Origin of the sequence: Ochrobactrum sp. 19YEA23, from assembly GCF_029909865.1 — a bacterium.
Taxonomy (GTDB): domain Bacteria; phylum Pseudomonadota; class Alphaproteobacteria; order Rhizobiales; family Rhizobiaceae; genus Brucella; species Brucella gambitense.
Map to the genome: position 1 here is coordinate 386643 of NZ_JASAMQ010000004.1, position 16401 is coordinate 403043.

The following is a 16401-nucleotide window of genomic DNA, read 5'->3' on the forward strand; positions in this document are numbered from 1 at the left end:
TATGTCTGGATCATACCCATTCATCGATATTGCCGCGCTGGATGCTATCCGCGAAGGCTTTGCCAAAGGCGATGCGCAGATCGTGCTGACACGCGATCTGTCGGCTGTGCTTTGGGTAAACGGCGCCGGAGCCAGACTGTTCGGCTTCGACCGTATCGAGGATATGATCGGCAGCGCAATCGATCTGCCTGTCGCCGCACGCCGTCAGATCGCAGCCGCCAGCGACGATAACAGCGCAGAACCCCGCGCTGTATCGGTGCGCCTTGGCGGCGGCCTGCGTTCGGAACTGACGCGCCTTTGGATTTCCCACATTGTTCTGCCCGATGGGATAGCCGGTCTCGTGATTACCACCAGCGGCGCATCGAGCAATGCGGAAGACATCATCGCCGGTCTGAGCGATGACGACACGCATGTCGCGCTGATCGATGCCGACTGCAAGGTCATCGCGGCAAGCAAGCGCTTCGCCGCGCTCGATATTTCCGCTGCAACGCTTGAAGATCTGGTCGTGGAAGCGGCCGATACGCCTGACCGCATCGTCAAGCGCCGCATCCGTGCGGGACGCCAGTCCGTACCGGGCGCAATCGCCCGGCTGATCGACGCACCCGCGCTGCATCTTCTGTGCATCGTCGCCGAAGCCCCGGCACAGGTCGCGGCGAAACCCGTTGTCCAGTCGCCTGAAGGCGCGGAAGAAATTCTTGAAGAGATGCTTCCTGAACAAGAAGCAACCGTTCAGGAAGAGACGGTCGCTGCGCCAATGGCTGAAGCCGTCAACGAGTCCGCAGCCGAAACGCCAAAGCCGCAGGGCTTCCAGTTCGACCGCGATGCACCACCTGCCCGCTTCATCTGGAAGACCAGTGCCGACGGCGTTTTCAGCGAAATTTCGCCGGAGTTCGGCATTACCGTCGGCCCCAATTCCGCTGATGTAACCGGACGCCGTTTCAGCGACGTCGCCAATGTGTTCGGCTTCGATCACGATGGCAGCATTGCATCGCTGCTGAGCAAGCGCGACACATGGTCGGGCAAACGCCTGATGTGGCCGGTCGAAGGCACCAATCTGCGCGTGCCGGTGGAACTGGCCGCGCTACCGGTCTATTCCCGCGATCGCGTGTTCATCGGTTTCCGCGGCTTTGGTCTGGTGCGCCCTGACGAAGCAGTGGAAGACCCGGAAGAGATCGGCCTCGCGCTGGCTGGCGGGATTCCGCAAAAGCGCAAGCCTGAAATTCAGGATGCCGTCAACAGCGATAGCTCTGACGACGATGTGCTGGCGCTGACCGAAGAAATCGCCAATGACGATCATCCCGGCGATACGCTGCCGAAGCCACCGCTCAACATCGCGCCAACAGCCGGACGCCGCGATTCAGACAAGGTGATCAACCTGCTGAATACGGCTGCACAGGAAAAGGTCGCGGCTGATCAGGCGAAACTCCTGAAAGTCAGAGAGCGCGAACAGCGTCCGGAAGGTGGACTGACCAAAACCGAGCGCAATGCGTTCCGCGAAATCGCTGACCGCCTGCGCAAGCAGGGTCTTTCCAGCTCGCAGGCTGACGCGACTTCCAATGTGCCTGCTGACACTCCTGTCGTGGCACAGGAAGAGGTCGCCGCTGAATCAGTCCCGGCGGCACCAATTATCGAACCTGCCGCTCCGATTGCAGAAATTCCCGTTGAGCAGTCCACGGTTTCGCAGCGCGAAGAGCAGCAGGTCGAAAGCCCTGCCGACAACGATGCTCATGAACCGGCTGCCATCGATGAGACGGCCCTGTTGGCCAATCTGCCGGTTCCCGTAATCATTCATTCCGGCGACGAAGTGCATTACGTCAATCAGGCGCTGCTTGATCTCACCGGCTATGATGCCATTGAAGACATCCGCCATGCGGGCGGTGTGGAAGCGCTGTTCAACAGTGAAAGCGACGACCATGCGCCGCGTCAGGGCATGGTGTTGCGTCATGCCGATGGCAGCGAACAGCCGGTCGATGCGCATCTGAATGCTATTGCATGGCAGGGCGGTCGCGCCTTGTTGCTGAGCCTCATGCCTGTTGCCGAGACGCCAGCCGCAATTGCGCCTGTCGAAGCAACCGTTCCGCAATCCGTCACCGATGATGAGGAAAAGCAGGCGCTGGAAGCCCATGTGGATGAGCTGAAAACCATCCTCGATACGGCGACCGATGGCGTCGTGCTGATCGACCCGGAAGGGCGCATCCGTTCGATGAACCATTCTGCTTCCGCTCTCTTCGGCTATGACCGTGACGAGACGGAAGGCAAGTTCTTCTCCATGCTGTTCGCCATCGAAAGCCAGCGCGCGGCAATGGATTATCTGAGCGGACTGTCCGGCAATGGCGTGCTGAGCGTGCTCAATGATGGACGCGAAGTAATTGGCCGTGAAGCCAAGGGCGGCTTTATCCCGCTTTTCATGACCATCGGCAAGCTGCCGCAGAAGCGTGGTTTCTGCGCCGTGCTGCGCGACATTACGCAGTGGAAGCGCACGGAAGAAGAGCTGACCAATGCGCGCAAGGAGGCCGAGCGCGCCTCCAACCAGAAAACCGATTTTCTGGCGCGCATCAGCCATGAAATCCGCACGCCGCTGAATGCCATTATCGGCTTTTCCGAGCTGATGGCCGACGAGAAATTCGGCCCCATCGGCAATGATCGCTATCGTGATTATCTGCGGGATATCAACCGCTCCGGCAATCATGTGCTGGCGCTCGTCAATGACCTGCTGGATATCTCCAAGATCGAAGCTGGCGCTCTTGAAATGCAGTTTGAAGCGGTGTCGCTCAACGATGCAATTGCCGAAGCTATTGCGCTGATGCAGCCGCAGGCAAATCGCGAGCGCATCATCATCCGCTCCAGCTTCCAGTCCAATCTGCCGGATATCGTCGCGGATGCGCGTTCGATCAAGCAGGTGGCGCTCAATCTCCTGTCCAATGCCGTGCGGTTTACCGCGCCCGGCGGTCAGGTCATCGTCTCGACCAGCTATGAGATGAATGGCGACGTGGCGATGCGGGTGCGCGATACGGGCATCGGCATGACCAAGTCGGAAGTCGAGCAGGCGCTGAAGCCGTTCCGTCAGGTCAACGCTTCGCAGCGCCGTCAAAGTGAACCGGCCCGTGATTGGCGCAATGAAGGCACCGGCCTCGGATTGCCGCTCACCAAGGCGATGGTCGAAGCCAACCGCGCCCAGTTCGCAATCGACTCGACGCCCGGTCGCGGCACTGTTGTGGAAATTCTTTTCCCGCCGACACGGGTTCTGGCTGACTGATCAGCTCCATCCCTATTTCAAAAAAAAGCGCCGGGCAAAGCCGGCGCTACGAGAATCTCAGAGACAAAGACACAAAAGCAACTTGCAAGACGATGCCGGAAACGGCGGCTCGATCATCACCCGTTGTGTTAACGCTTTTTCACACGACGCCAGTTAATGCGACCTTAATTTCGTCGTTCAGAATTTACACATTCGTAGCGACTGTAAAATCAGGGTTAAATTTCAGACAGTAATTGATTAACCATAGAGCGTTGCCAGCAAAATTGTGACACGGTTTTGCGTCAGGAACGACGCGAAAGCAATTTCAGCGATTCCATTAAAGGAAGAACCGTTCTAAACCGAATCTGCGAAGGCGGCTTTGCTTTGTGGTGCTGCTCGTTTAAACCGGATTAAGAGGGATTAGGGATCGGATGGTTGATGCGCTGGCCTAAGTTCGCACGCCTTGTCATCGCGCTCGTCATTCTTTGTGCCGCGGCTGCAGCGACCTTGCTGGCCGTGGTGCCTTTCATCGTCTCGACCGATGCAATCCGCGTGCGCGTGGCGCAGGAAATCAGCGCCTGGACCGGCTATAGCGTCGAGCTGCGTGAAGCCCCTCGCCTGAAAGTCTTCCCCGTGCTGCGCGCCTCGCTGAACGGCGTCACCTTGAGCAAGATGACCGAACAGGGCCAGAAGCCCTTCATGAGTGCGGCCCGCATCGACGTTGAACTGTCGCCGCTTGATGCGATCATGGGGCATATTTCCTTCTCGGAAACGCAGATCGTGCGCCCGCATGTCAATCTCGACGGACCGGTTTCCAATTTCCCTGCGCTGCTCGACGCCATTGCCAATTCCAACGGCCGTCTCGGCACCGCGATCCGTGCACAGCGCGCCTTGCAGCAGCGCGGCACGAACAACAACACGCAGGCAGCCGAACAGGCATCGCAGCCTTTTGGTCGTGTGGTGGTCCGCGATGGAACGGTTTCATTTCCACGCCCTGAAAATGGCGGTGGGAACGGCGGCGACCCCGCCAAGGATGAACAGCTAACCAATGTGAACATGACGCTGGAATGGCCCCAGACGTCGAGCGCGGCGACGCTGCGCGGCAGCGGTAAATGGCGCAATGAAGCCTCGCAGTTCAGCATCACCGCGGCACAGGCGCTGCCGCTTCTGGCCGGCGGCACCTCGGATGTGACGGCGAGCTTTACCGCCAATCCGCTGAGCCTGACCTTTCAGGGCAAGGCAAATATTTCGGAAGACCGCTTCTTCGAAGGTGATCTGAGCGCCAAGACGCCGTCTTTGAGCGGTGCGGTGCGCTGGCTGAGCCTGCCACCTATCGCTGGCAGCTCACAGGTTGGTGCGTTTTCGCTCGATTCCACCATCACCGCCACGCCGAAACGCTGGAAATTTGCCGATGTGGAGATGAACGCTGGCGACAGTCCTGCCAAGGGCGTGATTGAAATCGGCCTCGAGCAGGACCAGCCGGCCGTCACCGGCACGCTTGCCTTCGACAAGCTGGACCTTCGCAGCCTGTTCGCAGCTTTTGTGCCCCTGCCGGACACCACCGCACGCGCGCCCAATGATCGCGGCAATACGGACGCCATCGACACGAGCTTCTTCGACCGTTCGGAGTTTGACCTTCGTCTTTCCGCCCAGAACGCCACGGCAGGCCCCGTCACGCTGACGGGCGTTGCAGCCGCGATCCAGATTCGCGGCGGTCGCGCGATTTTCGATATTGGCGACGCCAAGGGGTTCAACGGCACCTTACAGGCCAATGTACAGATCGTGCGCGATCTCAAGAGCGCCACGGGTGAGCTGCGTTTCAACGCCAGCGACATCGAAAGCACGCAGTTCCTGACGGCGCTTGGTTTCGACAAGCCGTTTATCAGCGGCAAAGGCAATGTCTCGCTATTCATGAAAGGACCGGTCAATCGCTGGTCCGGCCTGCTTTCCAGCGCACAGGGCAATGTGTCGGTGCAACTGAACAACGGCCAGATGCAAGGCTTTGCCGTTCAGGATTTTCTGACCAAGGCGCAGAGCGAGCGGTTCTTCGCACTGGAGCGGAAAGACAATGTTGCGCTGGCTTTCAACCGGCTTGACCTCAAAGCCAATCTTTCCGACGGCGTGGCATCGCTGGAAAGCGCCCGCCTCGACACTTCGGACGGGACGCTCAATCTCGCTGGCATCGTGCCTTTCGTGGATCGCAGTCTTGCGCTGAGCGGAGAAGTCATCTTCCCCAACAGCCAGCCTGAAACACCGGAACAGCAGCCGCAGGCCGAAGCGGAAGGCCAGCCAGCGCCCGCGCCCGCCGAGAATGCAACACCCGCCAAGCCGCCATTGCATTTCTTCGTTGGCGGCTCCTGGGATCGCCCCTTCATCTCGCCATCGACAACCGGATTGGGGCAGTAAAGCCCCAATCAAAGCCAAGCATTTCCAGCAAAAGTGCGAAGCGGTTTTGCGTAGGATAATGCGTCAAAACAAATAGATAGAGCGGTTCCAAGATTCCGTTTTAACCGGAACCGCTCTAACCCATACGGAATGCTGCCTGCTCATCGCGACGGCGCTGCACTTCGCGGCGCTTGTTGACGATAGATGCGATGATGACACCTGTGGTTACCAGCGCAATCAGTATCGTGCAGACCGCATTGATTTCCGGCGTCACGCCAAGGCGCACCTGACTGTAGATTTTCATCGGCAGCGTGGTGGCGCCCGGTCCGGAGGTGAAGCTTGCAATCACCAGATCGTCGAGCGACAGGGTAAAGGCCAGCATCCAGCCGGAAACCACCGCAGGCAGGATCACCGGCAGTGTGATCTTCATGAAGGTGGTGACCGGCGGCGCGCCGAGATCCATCGCTGCTTCCTCCAGCGAGCGATCAAAGCTGACCAGACGCGACTGCACCACGACCGCCACGAAACACATTGCGAATGTGATATGCGCCAGCGTGACCGTCCAGAAACCACGGTCGAAATTCATCGCCACGAAAAGCAGCAGCAGCGACAGACCGGTGATCACATCCGGCATGACCAGCGGTGCGTAGACCATACCTGAAAACAGGATGCGACCGCGAAAGCGGGTATAGCGCGTCAGCGCCAGCGCCGCGAGCGTGCCCAGCACGGTTGCAATCGTAGCCGACAGGAAGGCGACACGGATCGTCACCCACGCCGCATCCATCAGCGCCTGATTGCGGAACAACTCAACATACCATTTGGTCGAGAACCCCGCCCAGACCGTCACCAACCGGGATTCATTGAATGAATAGATGACCAGCAACACGATGGGTAAATAGAGGAAGGCGAAGCCGACAACCACCGATGCGATATTGAAACGGGACCAGTTGTTGTTCATCGCTTATTTCCCCTTTTCCTGCGCGCGTGCCTGCACCTGCTGGAAGATCACAATCGGCACGATCAGCAGGATCAGCAGCACCACCGCAACAGCGGACGATACCGGCCAGTCGCGGTTGGAGAAGAACTCGCTCCAGATCGTCTTGCCGATCATCAATGTCTGCGATCCACCAAGAAGATCGGGGATCACGAATTCACCGACAGCCGGAATGAAGACCAGGAAGCAGCCTGCCAGAACACCGGCCAGTGACAGCGGAAACGTGATTTTCCAGAATGCGGCAAACGGCGTGCAGCCCAGATCCTGCGCCGCTTCGATCAGCGAATAATCCATCTTTTCAAGCGACGAATAGATCGGCAGCACCATGAAAGGCAGATAGGAATAGACGATACCGATGAAGACCGCCGTATCCGTATTCAGAATGTTGAGCGGCGTATCGATGACATTGAGCCACATCAGAAACTGGTTCAGCAGCCCTTCCGGCTTCAGAATACCGATCCACGCATAGACGCGGATCAGGAACGAGGTCCAGAACGGCAGGATCACCAGCATCAGCAGCGTTGGGCGGATTGTCGTCGGCGCGCGCGCAATGCCATAAGCCATCGGATAGGCCACCAGCAGCGTCAGGAATGTCGAAATGGCCGCAATACGGACGCTCGACAGATAGGCCTTGTAGTAAAGCGGATCATCCAGCAGCCATAGATAATTGGCGAATGAAAGCTGCTTGATCTTCTCCCAGTTGGACGCAAGGCCCTGAGCCAGATCGAATGTCGGCATATAGGCCGGGATCGCCATCGCGACTTCCGACAGGGAAATCTTGAAGACGATGAAGAACGGGACGAGGAAGAATACCAGCAGCCAGAAATAGGGTATCGCGATGACGAGGCGGCTGGCGATGGAAGCAATCAGCTTCTGCATGGGGCAATCCTCACGCTGTGAGCACCAGACCGGCGTCGGTATCGAAGGAAACCCAGACGCGCTCGTCATAGGTCAGCGGATTTTCGGTCTTGCGCACCGCGTTGAGGCTGGCAGCCTTGATGGTCCGGCCATTGTCGAGGCGCACGTGGAAAACCGTCATATCGCCGAAATAGGCGATATCCCACAACTCGCCTTCCACCGCGTTGACTGACGCTTCTTCCGGCTTGGTGCGCGAAATGCGGGTCTTTTCCGGGCGCACTGCATACCAGACCTTCTGGCCCGGACTGAGCTGTTCGCGCGTTTCGGTCTGGATGTGGAAGCCGAATTTTTCGGTGGCGATTTCCGCCTCGCCATTGGCGGACTTCACCACTTCGCCTTCGATGATATTCACATTGCCGATGAAGTCGGCCACGAATTTGGAGCGCGGCGCTTCATAGACTTCGGCTGGTGTCGCCACCTGCTTGATGCGGCCCTTGTCCATGACCGCGATACGGTCGGACATGGTCATGGCTTCTTCCTGATCGTGGGTAACGACCATGAAGGTCATGCCAAGCTTGACCTGCAAATCCATCAGTTCGAACTGGGTTTCTTCGCGCAACTTCTTGTCGAGCGCGCCAAGCGGCTCATCCAGCAGCAGCACCTTGGGGCGCTTGGCGACAGAGCGGGCAAGCGCCACGCGCTGACGCTGGCCGCCAGACAGCTGATGCGGCTTGCGCTTGCCATATTGCTCCAGCTTCACGAGCTTGAGCATTTCAGCGACGCGCGCATCGATTTCCGATTTCGCCATACCGTCCTGCTTGAGGCCGAAGGCGATATTGCTCTCAACCGTCATATGGGGAAACAGCGCATAGGACTGGAACATCATGTTGACCGGGCGTTTATAGGGCGGGATGCCGCGCATATCCTGACCGTCCAGCGTGATACGGCCCGATGTCGGCTCCTCGAAGCCTGCCAGCATGCGCATCAGCGTGGTCTTGCCACAGCCGGACGCACCGAGCAGCGCAAAGAACTCGCGGTTGAAAACATTCAGCGACAGATCATCGACAGCGGTGAAATCGCCGAAGATTTTCGTCACATTCTCGAAAGAAATGTAGGGCTTGGCCGCCGCGTCATTCCAAGGCGCAAATTTGCGGCGAAAGCTGCCAAAAGATTCCATACCGTTCCCCTATCCGATCTACCCGGAACCAAAAGCCACCTCAAAACGAGACTGCTTTCGATGATTATGCAGCATTTACAAGACGTAGAGCGGCCCTCTGTCCAACAGTGAGCCGCTCTTCACAATGTCATATGCGGGTCATACCCCGGCATAGAGCGGTTCCAATTAAAACGGAATCGTAGAACCGCTCTATCTATTTGTTTTTCGCATTATCCGACGCAAAACCGCTACGCACTTTTGCTGGAAATGCTCTAGCGTTCGATTATTACTGGCCTGTGACGATCTTGGTCCAGGCACGGGTCACCACGCGCTGGGTCTTGGTGTCATAAGGCGTCGGCACGAACAGCTTCTTCATGACGTCTGCGGTCGGGTAGATCGCCGGATCATCAAGGATGTCCTTGTTGATGAATTCCTGCGAAGCCTTGTTGCCATTGGCATAGAACACATAATCCGAAGCCTTGGCCGCCACTTCCGGACGCATGATATAATTCATGAATTCCAGCGCTTCCGGCACGTGCTTGGCATCAGCCGGAATTGCCATCTGGTCAAACCACATCAAAGCGCCTTCCTTCGGGATCGAATAGCCGATCTCGACGCCCTGCTTGGCCTTCTCGGCGCGATCACGTGCCTGGAAAATGTCACCCGAATAGCCGATGGCCATGCAGATATCGCCATTGGCCAGTGCATTGATATATTCCGACGAGTGGAACTTGCGAATATTCGGGCGGATCTTGAGATAGAGATCCTGCGCCTTCTGCAAATCATCCGGCGACGGAGAATTCGGATCAAGGCCGAGATAGTTCAAAGCCGGACGCAGCATTTCGCTGGCGGAATCCAGAAGATAGATGCCGCAATCCTTCAGCTTGGCCGACTTTTCCGGGTCGAACAGCACGTCCCACGAATCGATGGTGTCGGTGCCGAGCGCTTCCTTGATCTTGGCCTTGTTATAGCCAATGCCCGTCGTGCCCCACATATAATTGACCGAGTATTCGTTGCCCGGATCGTAGGTTGCGGCGCGGCTTGAAATCTCGTCCCACATGTTCTTGAGGTTCGGCAGCTTGTCCTTGTCGAGCTTCAGGAACACGCCAGCTGGAATCTGGCGACCGAGGAATTCGCCCGACGGAACAACGAGATCATAGCCGCTGCCGCCGGCCAGAAGCTTGGTTTCGAGGATTTCGTTGGAATCATAGACGTCATAGACGACCTTGATGCCGGTTTCCTTGGTGAAATCCTTCAGGATGGAGTCGTCGATGTAATCCGACCAGTTGTAGATATTGACCACCCGCTCCTGTGCGCTGGCGGAGAATGTGGCGGCGGCAACAACGCTCGTCACGACGGTGGTGGCCAGAAGGAAGGATTTGATCCCCATTATTTGCTCCATTCTACACGCTCATTTCCGGTGCAGGTACAGGTTGGATATACTATTCCTTGATTGCACTTTTTTAGATTGCACCGGTTTCGTCAACCGCCTGCGGCCATCACGAACATAAAAAATTGCAACCTGAACGCTGCTAGGGATGATGAGATTTTGGCTGTGCTGAGCCGAAATATCGCACCTCTACTGGAAATCGAAGGCCGATAGCCCCGCCACCATCTCGTCCAGCCCCAGAGGGCGGGTCAAAGGCGGCTCGGCGCGGGTGACACAGCCTTGCCGCTCGCATAGACGACAAGCGGGACCAATCTCGGTATTGCCCGCCTTTGCGATCGCTGCGCCGTAAACGGTTTCCTCCCCCGCTTCCAGCGCACACCCCAACAGGATCGCGGTGCGGCGCGGACGCTCGTTGAATGCGCCTTGTGGCCCCTCCAAAGTGCGCGCGATGGTGAGAAATGCGGTGCCATCCGGCAGTTCCGTTGGTTCGACCAGCACCTGACCCGCCTGCGCGAAAGCCGCATAGACCGGCAGCTTCGGGCACTGCCCGCCAAACCGCGTCGGAAAACCCTCGGCGCCTGCAACGCGCAACCGGTTACCGGCATGGTCGATTTCCATCACAAAGAACGGCAGAGCACTCGCCCCCTGCCGCTGCAAGGTGGTGAGACGGCTGGCCGCCTGCTGGAACGAGACGCCGAACCGCGAGCGCAATGCATCGACATCATAGTGCATCCGCACCGCGGCATCACGAAACTGGCGATAGGGCATCATCAGCGCCTGAGCAGCATAGCGCGCCAGCTCGAACCGGGCGATGCGCTTTGCTTCACCGGACGATAGTTTCAGCCCTTCCGTCTCCGCGCCGATCACCACCTGCATACGGATGAGCGCCGCTTCCATGGCGATCTCCTGCAACTGATCAAAAGGCGACAGACGTTCCGAAATGAACAGGCGTTGCGAATGGCGATCATAGCGCCTGCGCCAGTTGGGCATGGTCGCGACCGGCAATGTGCGCACCGTGATACCATGCTCGCGCCGCAGCCATTCTTTCAAGGCTGCCGACAGATCGCCATCCGGTTTCAACAGCGCGAAAAAGCTCTCCGCCTCTTCTTCGATACGTGGATAGTGATTGGGACGTCGCGCCATGACATCGCGCACTTCATCCAGCGGCAGGCGTGTGGCGGAAAGCTGCGCCGCACTTCCCTCATGCGACAGCAATTGCGACAGGTCAGACAGGCGCTGCTGCTGCTCACGATAGGCCCGGTAGAGCTTGATGATGCCAACTGCGGCGTTGGGCGCGGCTTCGCCGATTTCCACCAGCTCCTGATCGCCCGGCAATTCGCCGGTCAAAAGCGGATCGGAAAATACTTCCTTCAATCCGGTGATCGTCGCGCCGCTTTCGGCCTGCAAACTATCCAGATCAAGCTTGTAAACACTGGCGAGCCGCAACAACAGCTGCACCGTCAAGGGCCGCTGGTTGCGCTCGATCAGATTGAGATAGGACGGCGAAATGCCAAGCGCTTCGGCCATGGCCGTCTGCGTCAGGGACCGCTCGTTGCGAATGCGCCTGATGCGCGGCCCGGCAAAAATCTTGCGTTCGCTCAACTCCGTCCTCCCAAACCCGCAATGGCGAGTTTTACAATTCATGACAAAATAGCCGCAAAACTAGATTTTGACAATCTTTACAAATTTACAGAGCGCTCCCGTCAAATACCCGACAGCTTAACTTCAATTTTTGAGCACTTTTGCTGCTTTTTCTGGCTCACCACTCAATGTGAATGTAAATTCAGTCACAGAAAGAGCGGCGACGAACCGCTCTTCGAGAACCAGTGACAAGTGTGAGGAGACACCGAAATGACAGATTTTTACAGCCTTATTCCTTCGGCGCCCAAGGGTCGTTTCGACGGTATCGAACGTGCGCATACGGCCGAAGATGTAAAGAGGCTGCGCGGTTCGGTGGAGATCAAGTATTCGCTGGCTGAAATGGGCGCGAACCGCCTCTGGAAGCTGATCCACGAGGAAGATTTCGTCAACGCGTTGGGCGCACTTTCCGGCAATCAAGCCATGCAGATGGTTCGCGCCGGTTTGAAGGCGATCTACCTCTCCGGCTGGCAGGTTGCAGCAGATGCCAACACGGCATCGGCCATGTATCCGGACCAGTCGCTTTATCCGGCCAATGCGGCCCCCGAACTGGCCAAGCGCATCAACAAGACCTTGCAGCGCGCCGACCAGATCGAAACCGCTGAAGGCAAGGGACTTTCGGTCGACACCTGGTTTGCCCCGATCGTTGCCGATGCTGAAGCAGGCTTCGGCGGTCCGCTGAACGCCTTTGAAATCATGAAAGCCTTCATCGAGGCCGGTGCGGCTGGCGTGCATTATGAAGACCAGCTCGCTTCGGAAAAGAAGTGCGGCCATCTTGGCGGCAAGGTTCTGATCCCGACAGCAGCGCATATCCGCAACCTCAACGCGGCGCGCCTTGCGGCAGACGTGATGGGAACGGCCACGCTGGTCATCGCCCGCACGGATGCGGAAGCTGCCAAGCTTCTGACCTCGGATATCGACGAGCGCGATCGGCCCTTCGTTGATTACGATGCGGGCCGCACGGCGGAAGGCTTCTATCAGGTGAAGAACGGCATCGAGCCATGTATCGCCCGTGCAATTGCCTATGCGCCTTATTGCGATCTGATCTGGATGGAAACATCCAAGCCCGATCTCGAACAGGCTCGCCGCTTCGCGGAAGCCGTGCACAAGGCGCATCCGGGCAAGAAGCTCGCCTATAACTGCTCGCCGTCGTTCAACTGGAAGAAGAACCTCGACGACGCCACGATTGCCAAGTTCCAGCGTGAGCTGGGCGCGATGGGCTACAAGTTCCAGTTCATCACGCTGGCCGGTTTCCACCAGCTCAACTTCGGCATGTTCGAACTGGCACGCGGCTACAAGGACCGGCAGATGGCGGCCTATTCCGAACTGCAACAGGCGGAATTTGCAGCCGAAGCCAATGGCTACACCGCGACCAAGCATCAGCGCGAAGTCGGCACCGGCTATTTCGATGCCGTATCGCTCGCAATCACCGGCGGCCAGTCTTCGACCACCGCCATGAAGGAATCGACTGAAACAGCACAGTTCAGACCGGCTGCCGAGTAGCAGTCAGCAATCAAACAGGAGGAACAGTTCCATGAATTCGCCAGCACGCGTCAAGGAAAGAGCAGAAGAACAATCGTCAAGCATGTCCACGGATCAGCAGACCGTTATCCGCATGCTCGCCAACGATCTGCATCGCCTCAACTACACCGTCATGAAGGCGGTCGAGGCAGGCGTTTCGGTAGAACTGGTCCGCTCCGCCCGTCATCATGGTGGAGACGGCAACTGGGGTGATCTCCTGATCCCCGTTATCGTCACCCACGACAAATGATGACGATCCTGACAATTGCCGTCGCCACCATGCTTATTCATCTTGCCGGTGGCGACGGCAGAAAACCCATCCCGGTCATTGCTTTCAAAAGGCTTTGACCACCTTCCCTCTATGCCTTCTTCGTCTTCACTCCGTGCCCCGGCTGCCCCTTCAGCCGGGGATTTTTTTGCACAAAACATCCGTTTCAGAAATCGTTGAATTTTCCAAAATTGCAATAATTGTGAATATAAATTTAATACAGAATTGTATATCGAAGTACGATTTAATTCATGCTTTTAATATAAATGTACAAAACATGAAACGGAGAAAACAATGAAGAATAATATTCTATTTATTTATATTATATCGAGCGCGATTATTACAATCCCCAATCATTCAATGGCCAAAGAAGCTGCAACAAAAGCATATCAAGATCAGGCGACGCGAGGCATCGTCGATGACATCGAGTGCATTTACAAGAAGGGCTTCTTCGACCCCGAATGCTGGAAATCATAAGCCTCAACGACCGGGAAAGCCCCTTGGATGGGGCTTTTCTGTTTCAGCAGCTTGTGGAGCATCCAAACACACCGAACAAAACTCAAGGATAGCCATTTGAACGCCCTGCTCGTATTTCTTACAATAGTGCTCATACCCTTAGCATTCGGCTCAGAATTTTCTGTTGTTCAAAACGCTGCTGCGGGCCAAGCGGGGATGCGGCAAGCATCTGCTCCAGACACCGTCGATTTGAAACTTCCAATCTGCATCACTGATCGGGAACTATGCGCTCCACGCATTTTGCTGCGATGACGAAACAAGGCTGAACCAAATCAGTCACTCGACTTCCCACAATGCACAAGCCTCCGACTGCGGGCGGCGCTTGTATTTCCCACGACAGCCTCCCGCAGATGTATTTCATTAGATTCACTGGTTGTGCTGCACGATGCTGAAATCCGTGCCAAGCCCGCTTGCGATTGCCAGCGTATTTTTCTGGAAAGACGCACCAATTTTAATAGATTCTAATGAATATAAAATATCTTACAAAAAAATAATTCGATATTGGACTATATAAATCGAATATTATCGTGCTTATCTGTAAATGCATCGATGCATATTTACTTTGAAAATTAATACTAGGATTTATATTATGAAGAAGTATTTAGTATATACCACTCTTGCACTTGCAACAATGGCTGCAACTGCTGGGCAATCTTATGCAAATTCCTTTCCGATTGACCAAAGCCATGTCTCCGCAGACGCTCCTGTCAAGAGCATTGTTTGCGTCAAAGTATTAATCTGGGAATACTGCCCATTCTGATAAGAATATAAATCGAGCTTGGGCATCAGTCCAAGCTTTTCACATCAGCAGATAATCGACAGGCTGCGGGAGGCCCGGCAAATTGGCCTCCCCCAGGGCTTCCCGCAGGTTGATTTCAATCGTATCGGCAATTGACTCTATCGGCAGATCATTTGGCAAGACACCGAAGGGCTCTTCCAGTTCATCGCCCAGCGCATCGAGGCCGAAGAAAGTATAAGCCACCAGCGTCGTCGCAAAAGGTGTGCCCCAGCCCAGCATGTCGGCAAAGCCGAACGGAATGAAGAAACAGAACAGATAAGCCGTGCGGTGCAAAAGCAGCGTATAGCCGAAGGGCACAGGCGTGAAGCGCAACCGCTCGCATGCCGCCTGTATCTCCGCCAGCGCACTGACCGAATTGTCGAGGGTCTGGAAATCGATCGGCTGGATATCGCCTTTTGCCCGCAGACCGGCCAGCACACCACCGAGCTTGCGCAGGATGAAGTCAGGCCCGTTGCGGCTCGCGGCCATGGCGGCATGTTCATCCGCTGACAGCCATTTGTCCCGCTTTGCGGTACTGTTACCCGGACGAAGATGGACAACCATCGCCTGAGAAAACCCTATGGCGTAATGCAGCAATCTGGCGCGCGCGCCTTCTGCACCCGGCACGACATCCAGAAACATCGTCTGGCGTGCGAGATTGCGCGTCGTATAGACCAGCTTGCCCCAGATTTTGCGCGCTTCCCACCAGCGGTCGTAACAAGCATTATTGCGAAAGCCGAGAAAGATCGACAGCGCAATGCCCAGCAAGGCGAAAGGCGTACCGTTATTGAATGCTGGCACCCAACCCGGAAAAGCATGATGCCCCGCCACGACCAGCATCGACAGCAAAAACACTGCGCATATCTGCGGCAGTATGCGCACCACAATGGAGCCTTTGACGATAAAGAAGAGTTGCCACAAGGGCGGGCGCGGGCGAACAATCATAGTATTTCAGTCCGGAAGCAAAGCGATCCGCAAATAAAGCGGGAATAAACAGGCTATACACCCTTCTGCCAGCCAATAGCGAGCAGGAAGACCATCACGATCCTGTATTTTCTGCCCGTAGAATGCTGCACCGATCCCTATCATCTTGTGCGTTCAACACAGCCATCATCGCGCAGGATAAAATGTCGGTTCAGTCTTTCATTGATAGTGTCGCTTCGAAGACCGGCATCGACCCTGCGGTCGCCGAACGCGTTGCAGGGATCATGTTTTCCGTCGTTCAGCACGAAAGACCAGATCTTGGCGCACGCCTGTTCGCCAAAATTCCGGGCGCTGAAGAACTGGCTAACGCCAATGACGTCATGGCCAAAAACGTCGAGGGCGGCTTGCTGAGCTGGGTTGCCAATGCCGCCAGCAATTTGGCGGGCGAGAGAATCGGCGCCTTGTTGAAAGGTCTCGCGGCGCTGAAGGCGAGCGGCCTGACGATGGAGCAGATCAAGCAGGTCGGCTTGCAGGCGCTCAGCCATGTTCGGGAACTGGACAGCCTTCTCGCTGACGAGCTTAAAGCCCATTTTCGCAATGTGAAAGCACGGTTCGGCCTTTAAAAAGCAGAGCCCTGTTGCCCAAATAGCGGCAGTTTTCCGATATCCAAAAAAGCCTGCTGCCCCCATTTGTCAACCACAGCCGACGCAGCTATCATGCACATATCGAAATCATTTT

12 protein-coding genes are annotated in these 16401 nt (G+C 56.5%); 6 read left to right on the forward strand and 6 right to left on the reverse strand.

What is annotated here, in order from left to right:
• The first annotated feature begins 1 nt into the window (after position 1).
• Both pdhS and QBD01_RS13320 read left to right on the forward strand, forming a co-directional pair.
• Positions 2 to 3256, forward strand: coding sequence for a cell-division control histidine kinase PdhS (gene pdhS / locus QBD01_RS13315; RefSeq protein WP_280993192.1), 3255 nt, complete (start codon positions 2 to 4; stop codon positions 3254 to 3256).
• 417 nt (positions 3257 to 3673) lie between these two features.
• On the forward strand, positions 3674 to 5641 hold the full coding sequence (locus tag QBD01_RS13320) for an AsmA family protein (RefSeq protein WP_280993193.1): 1968 nt from the start codon (positions 3674 to 3676) through the stop codon (positions 5639 to 5641).
• Between the two features lie 115 nt (positions 5642 to 5756).
• Here the strand turns inward: QBD01_RS13320 and QBD01_RS13325 are convergent, their stop codons facing one another.
• From QBD01_RS13325 to QBD01_RS13345, 5 genes are all read right to left on the reverse strand, one after another.
• Positions 5757 to 6578 (reverse strand): ABC transporter permease, encoded by an 822-nt coding sequence (locus tag QBD01_RS13325; RefSeq protein ID WP_078339788.1) that lies wholly within the window; start codon positions 6576 to 6578, stop codon positions 5757 to 5759.
• Positions 6579 to 6581: 3 nt separating this feature from the next.
• The gene (locus QBD01_RS13330) at positions 6582 to 7493 is read right to left on the reverse strand and encodes an ABC transporter permease subunit (protein WP_280993194.1); all 912 of its coding nucleotides are present in this window, start codon (positions 7491 to 7493) and stop codon (positions 6582 to 6584) included.
• 10 nt (positions 7494 to 7503) lie between these two features.
• Positions 7504 to 8649, reverse strand: a complete 1146-nt coding sequence (locus QBD01_RS13335) for an ABC transporter ATP-binding protein (RefSeq protein WP_280993195.1) — start codon at positions 8647 to 8649, stop codon at positions 7504 to 7506.
• Between the two features lie 265 nt (positions 8650 to 8914).
• Complete coding sequence (locus tag QBD01_RS13340) at positions 8915 to 10018, reverse strand: polyamine ABC transporter substrate-binding protein (protein WP_280993196.1); 1104 nt, start codon at positions 10016 to 10018, stop codon at positions 8915 to 8917.
• Between the two features lie 189 nt (positions 10019 to 10207).
• Positions 10208 to 11620: a short-chain fatty acyl-CoA regulator family protein gene (locus QBD01_RS13345; protein ID WP_280993197.1), complete on the reverse strand. Its 1413-nt coding sequence runs from the start codon at positions 11618 to 11620 to the stop codon at positions 10208 to 10210.
• Positions 11621 to 11869: 249 nt separating this feature from the next.
• Here QBD01_RS13345 and aceA point away from each other — a divergent pair, with 249 nt between their 5' ends.
• From aceA to QBD01_RS13360, 3 genes are all read left to right on the forward strand, one after another.
• A complete protein-coding gene (gene aceA, locus QBD01_RS13350; RefSeq protein WP_140023954.1) occupies positions 11870 to 13159 on the forward strand; it encodes an isocitrate lyase in 1290 nt (429 codons plus the stop codon).
• Positions 13160 to 13190: 31 nt separating this feature from the next.
• Positions 13191 to 13427, forward strand: a complete 237-nt coding sequence (locus QBD01_RS13355) for a hypothetical protein (RefSeq protein WP_078339793.1) — start codon at positions 13191 to 13193, stop codon at positions 13425 to 13427.
• Positions 13428 to 13739: 312 nt separating this feature from the next.
• Positions 13740 to 13922: a hypothetical protein gene (locus QBD01_RS13360; protein WP_280993198.1), complete on the forward strand. Its 183-nt coding sequence runs from the start codon at positions 13740 to 13742 to the stop codon at positions 13920 to 13922.
• 838 nt (positions 13923 to 14760) lie between these two features.
• On the opposite strand, the gene QBD01_RS13365 is transcribed toward QBD01_RS13360, so the two are convergent.
• Complete coding sequence (locus QBD01_RS13365) at positions 14761 to 15684, reverse strand: bestrophin family protein (protein WP_280993199.1); 924 nt, start codon at positions 15682 to 15684, stop codon at positions 14761 to 14763.
• A 182-nt stretch (positions 15685 to 15866) separates the two neighbouring features.
• Between QBD01_RS13365 and QBD01_RS13370 the strand changes: the two genes are divergently transcribed.
• Positions 15867 to 16286 carry a DUF2267 domain-containing protein gene (locus QBD01_RS13370; protein ID WP_280993200.1) on the forward strand — a complete coding sequence of 140 codons (420 nt, stop codon included), beginning with the start codon at positions 15867 to 15869 and terminating at the stop codon, positions 16284 to 16286.
• The last annotated feature ends 115 nt before the right edge of the window (positions 16287 to 16401 follow it).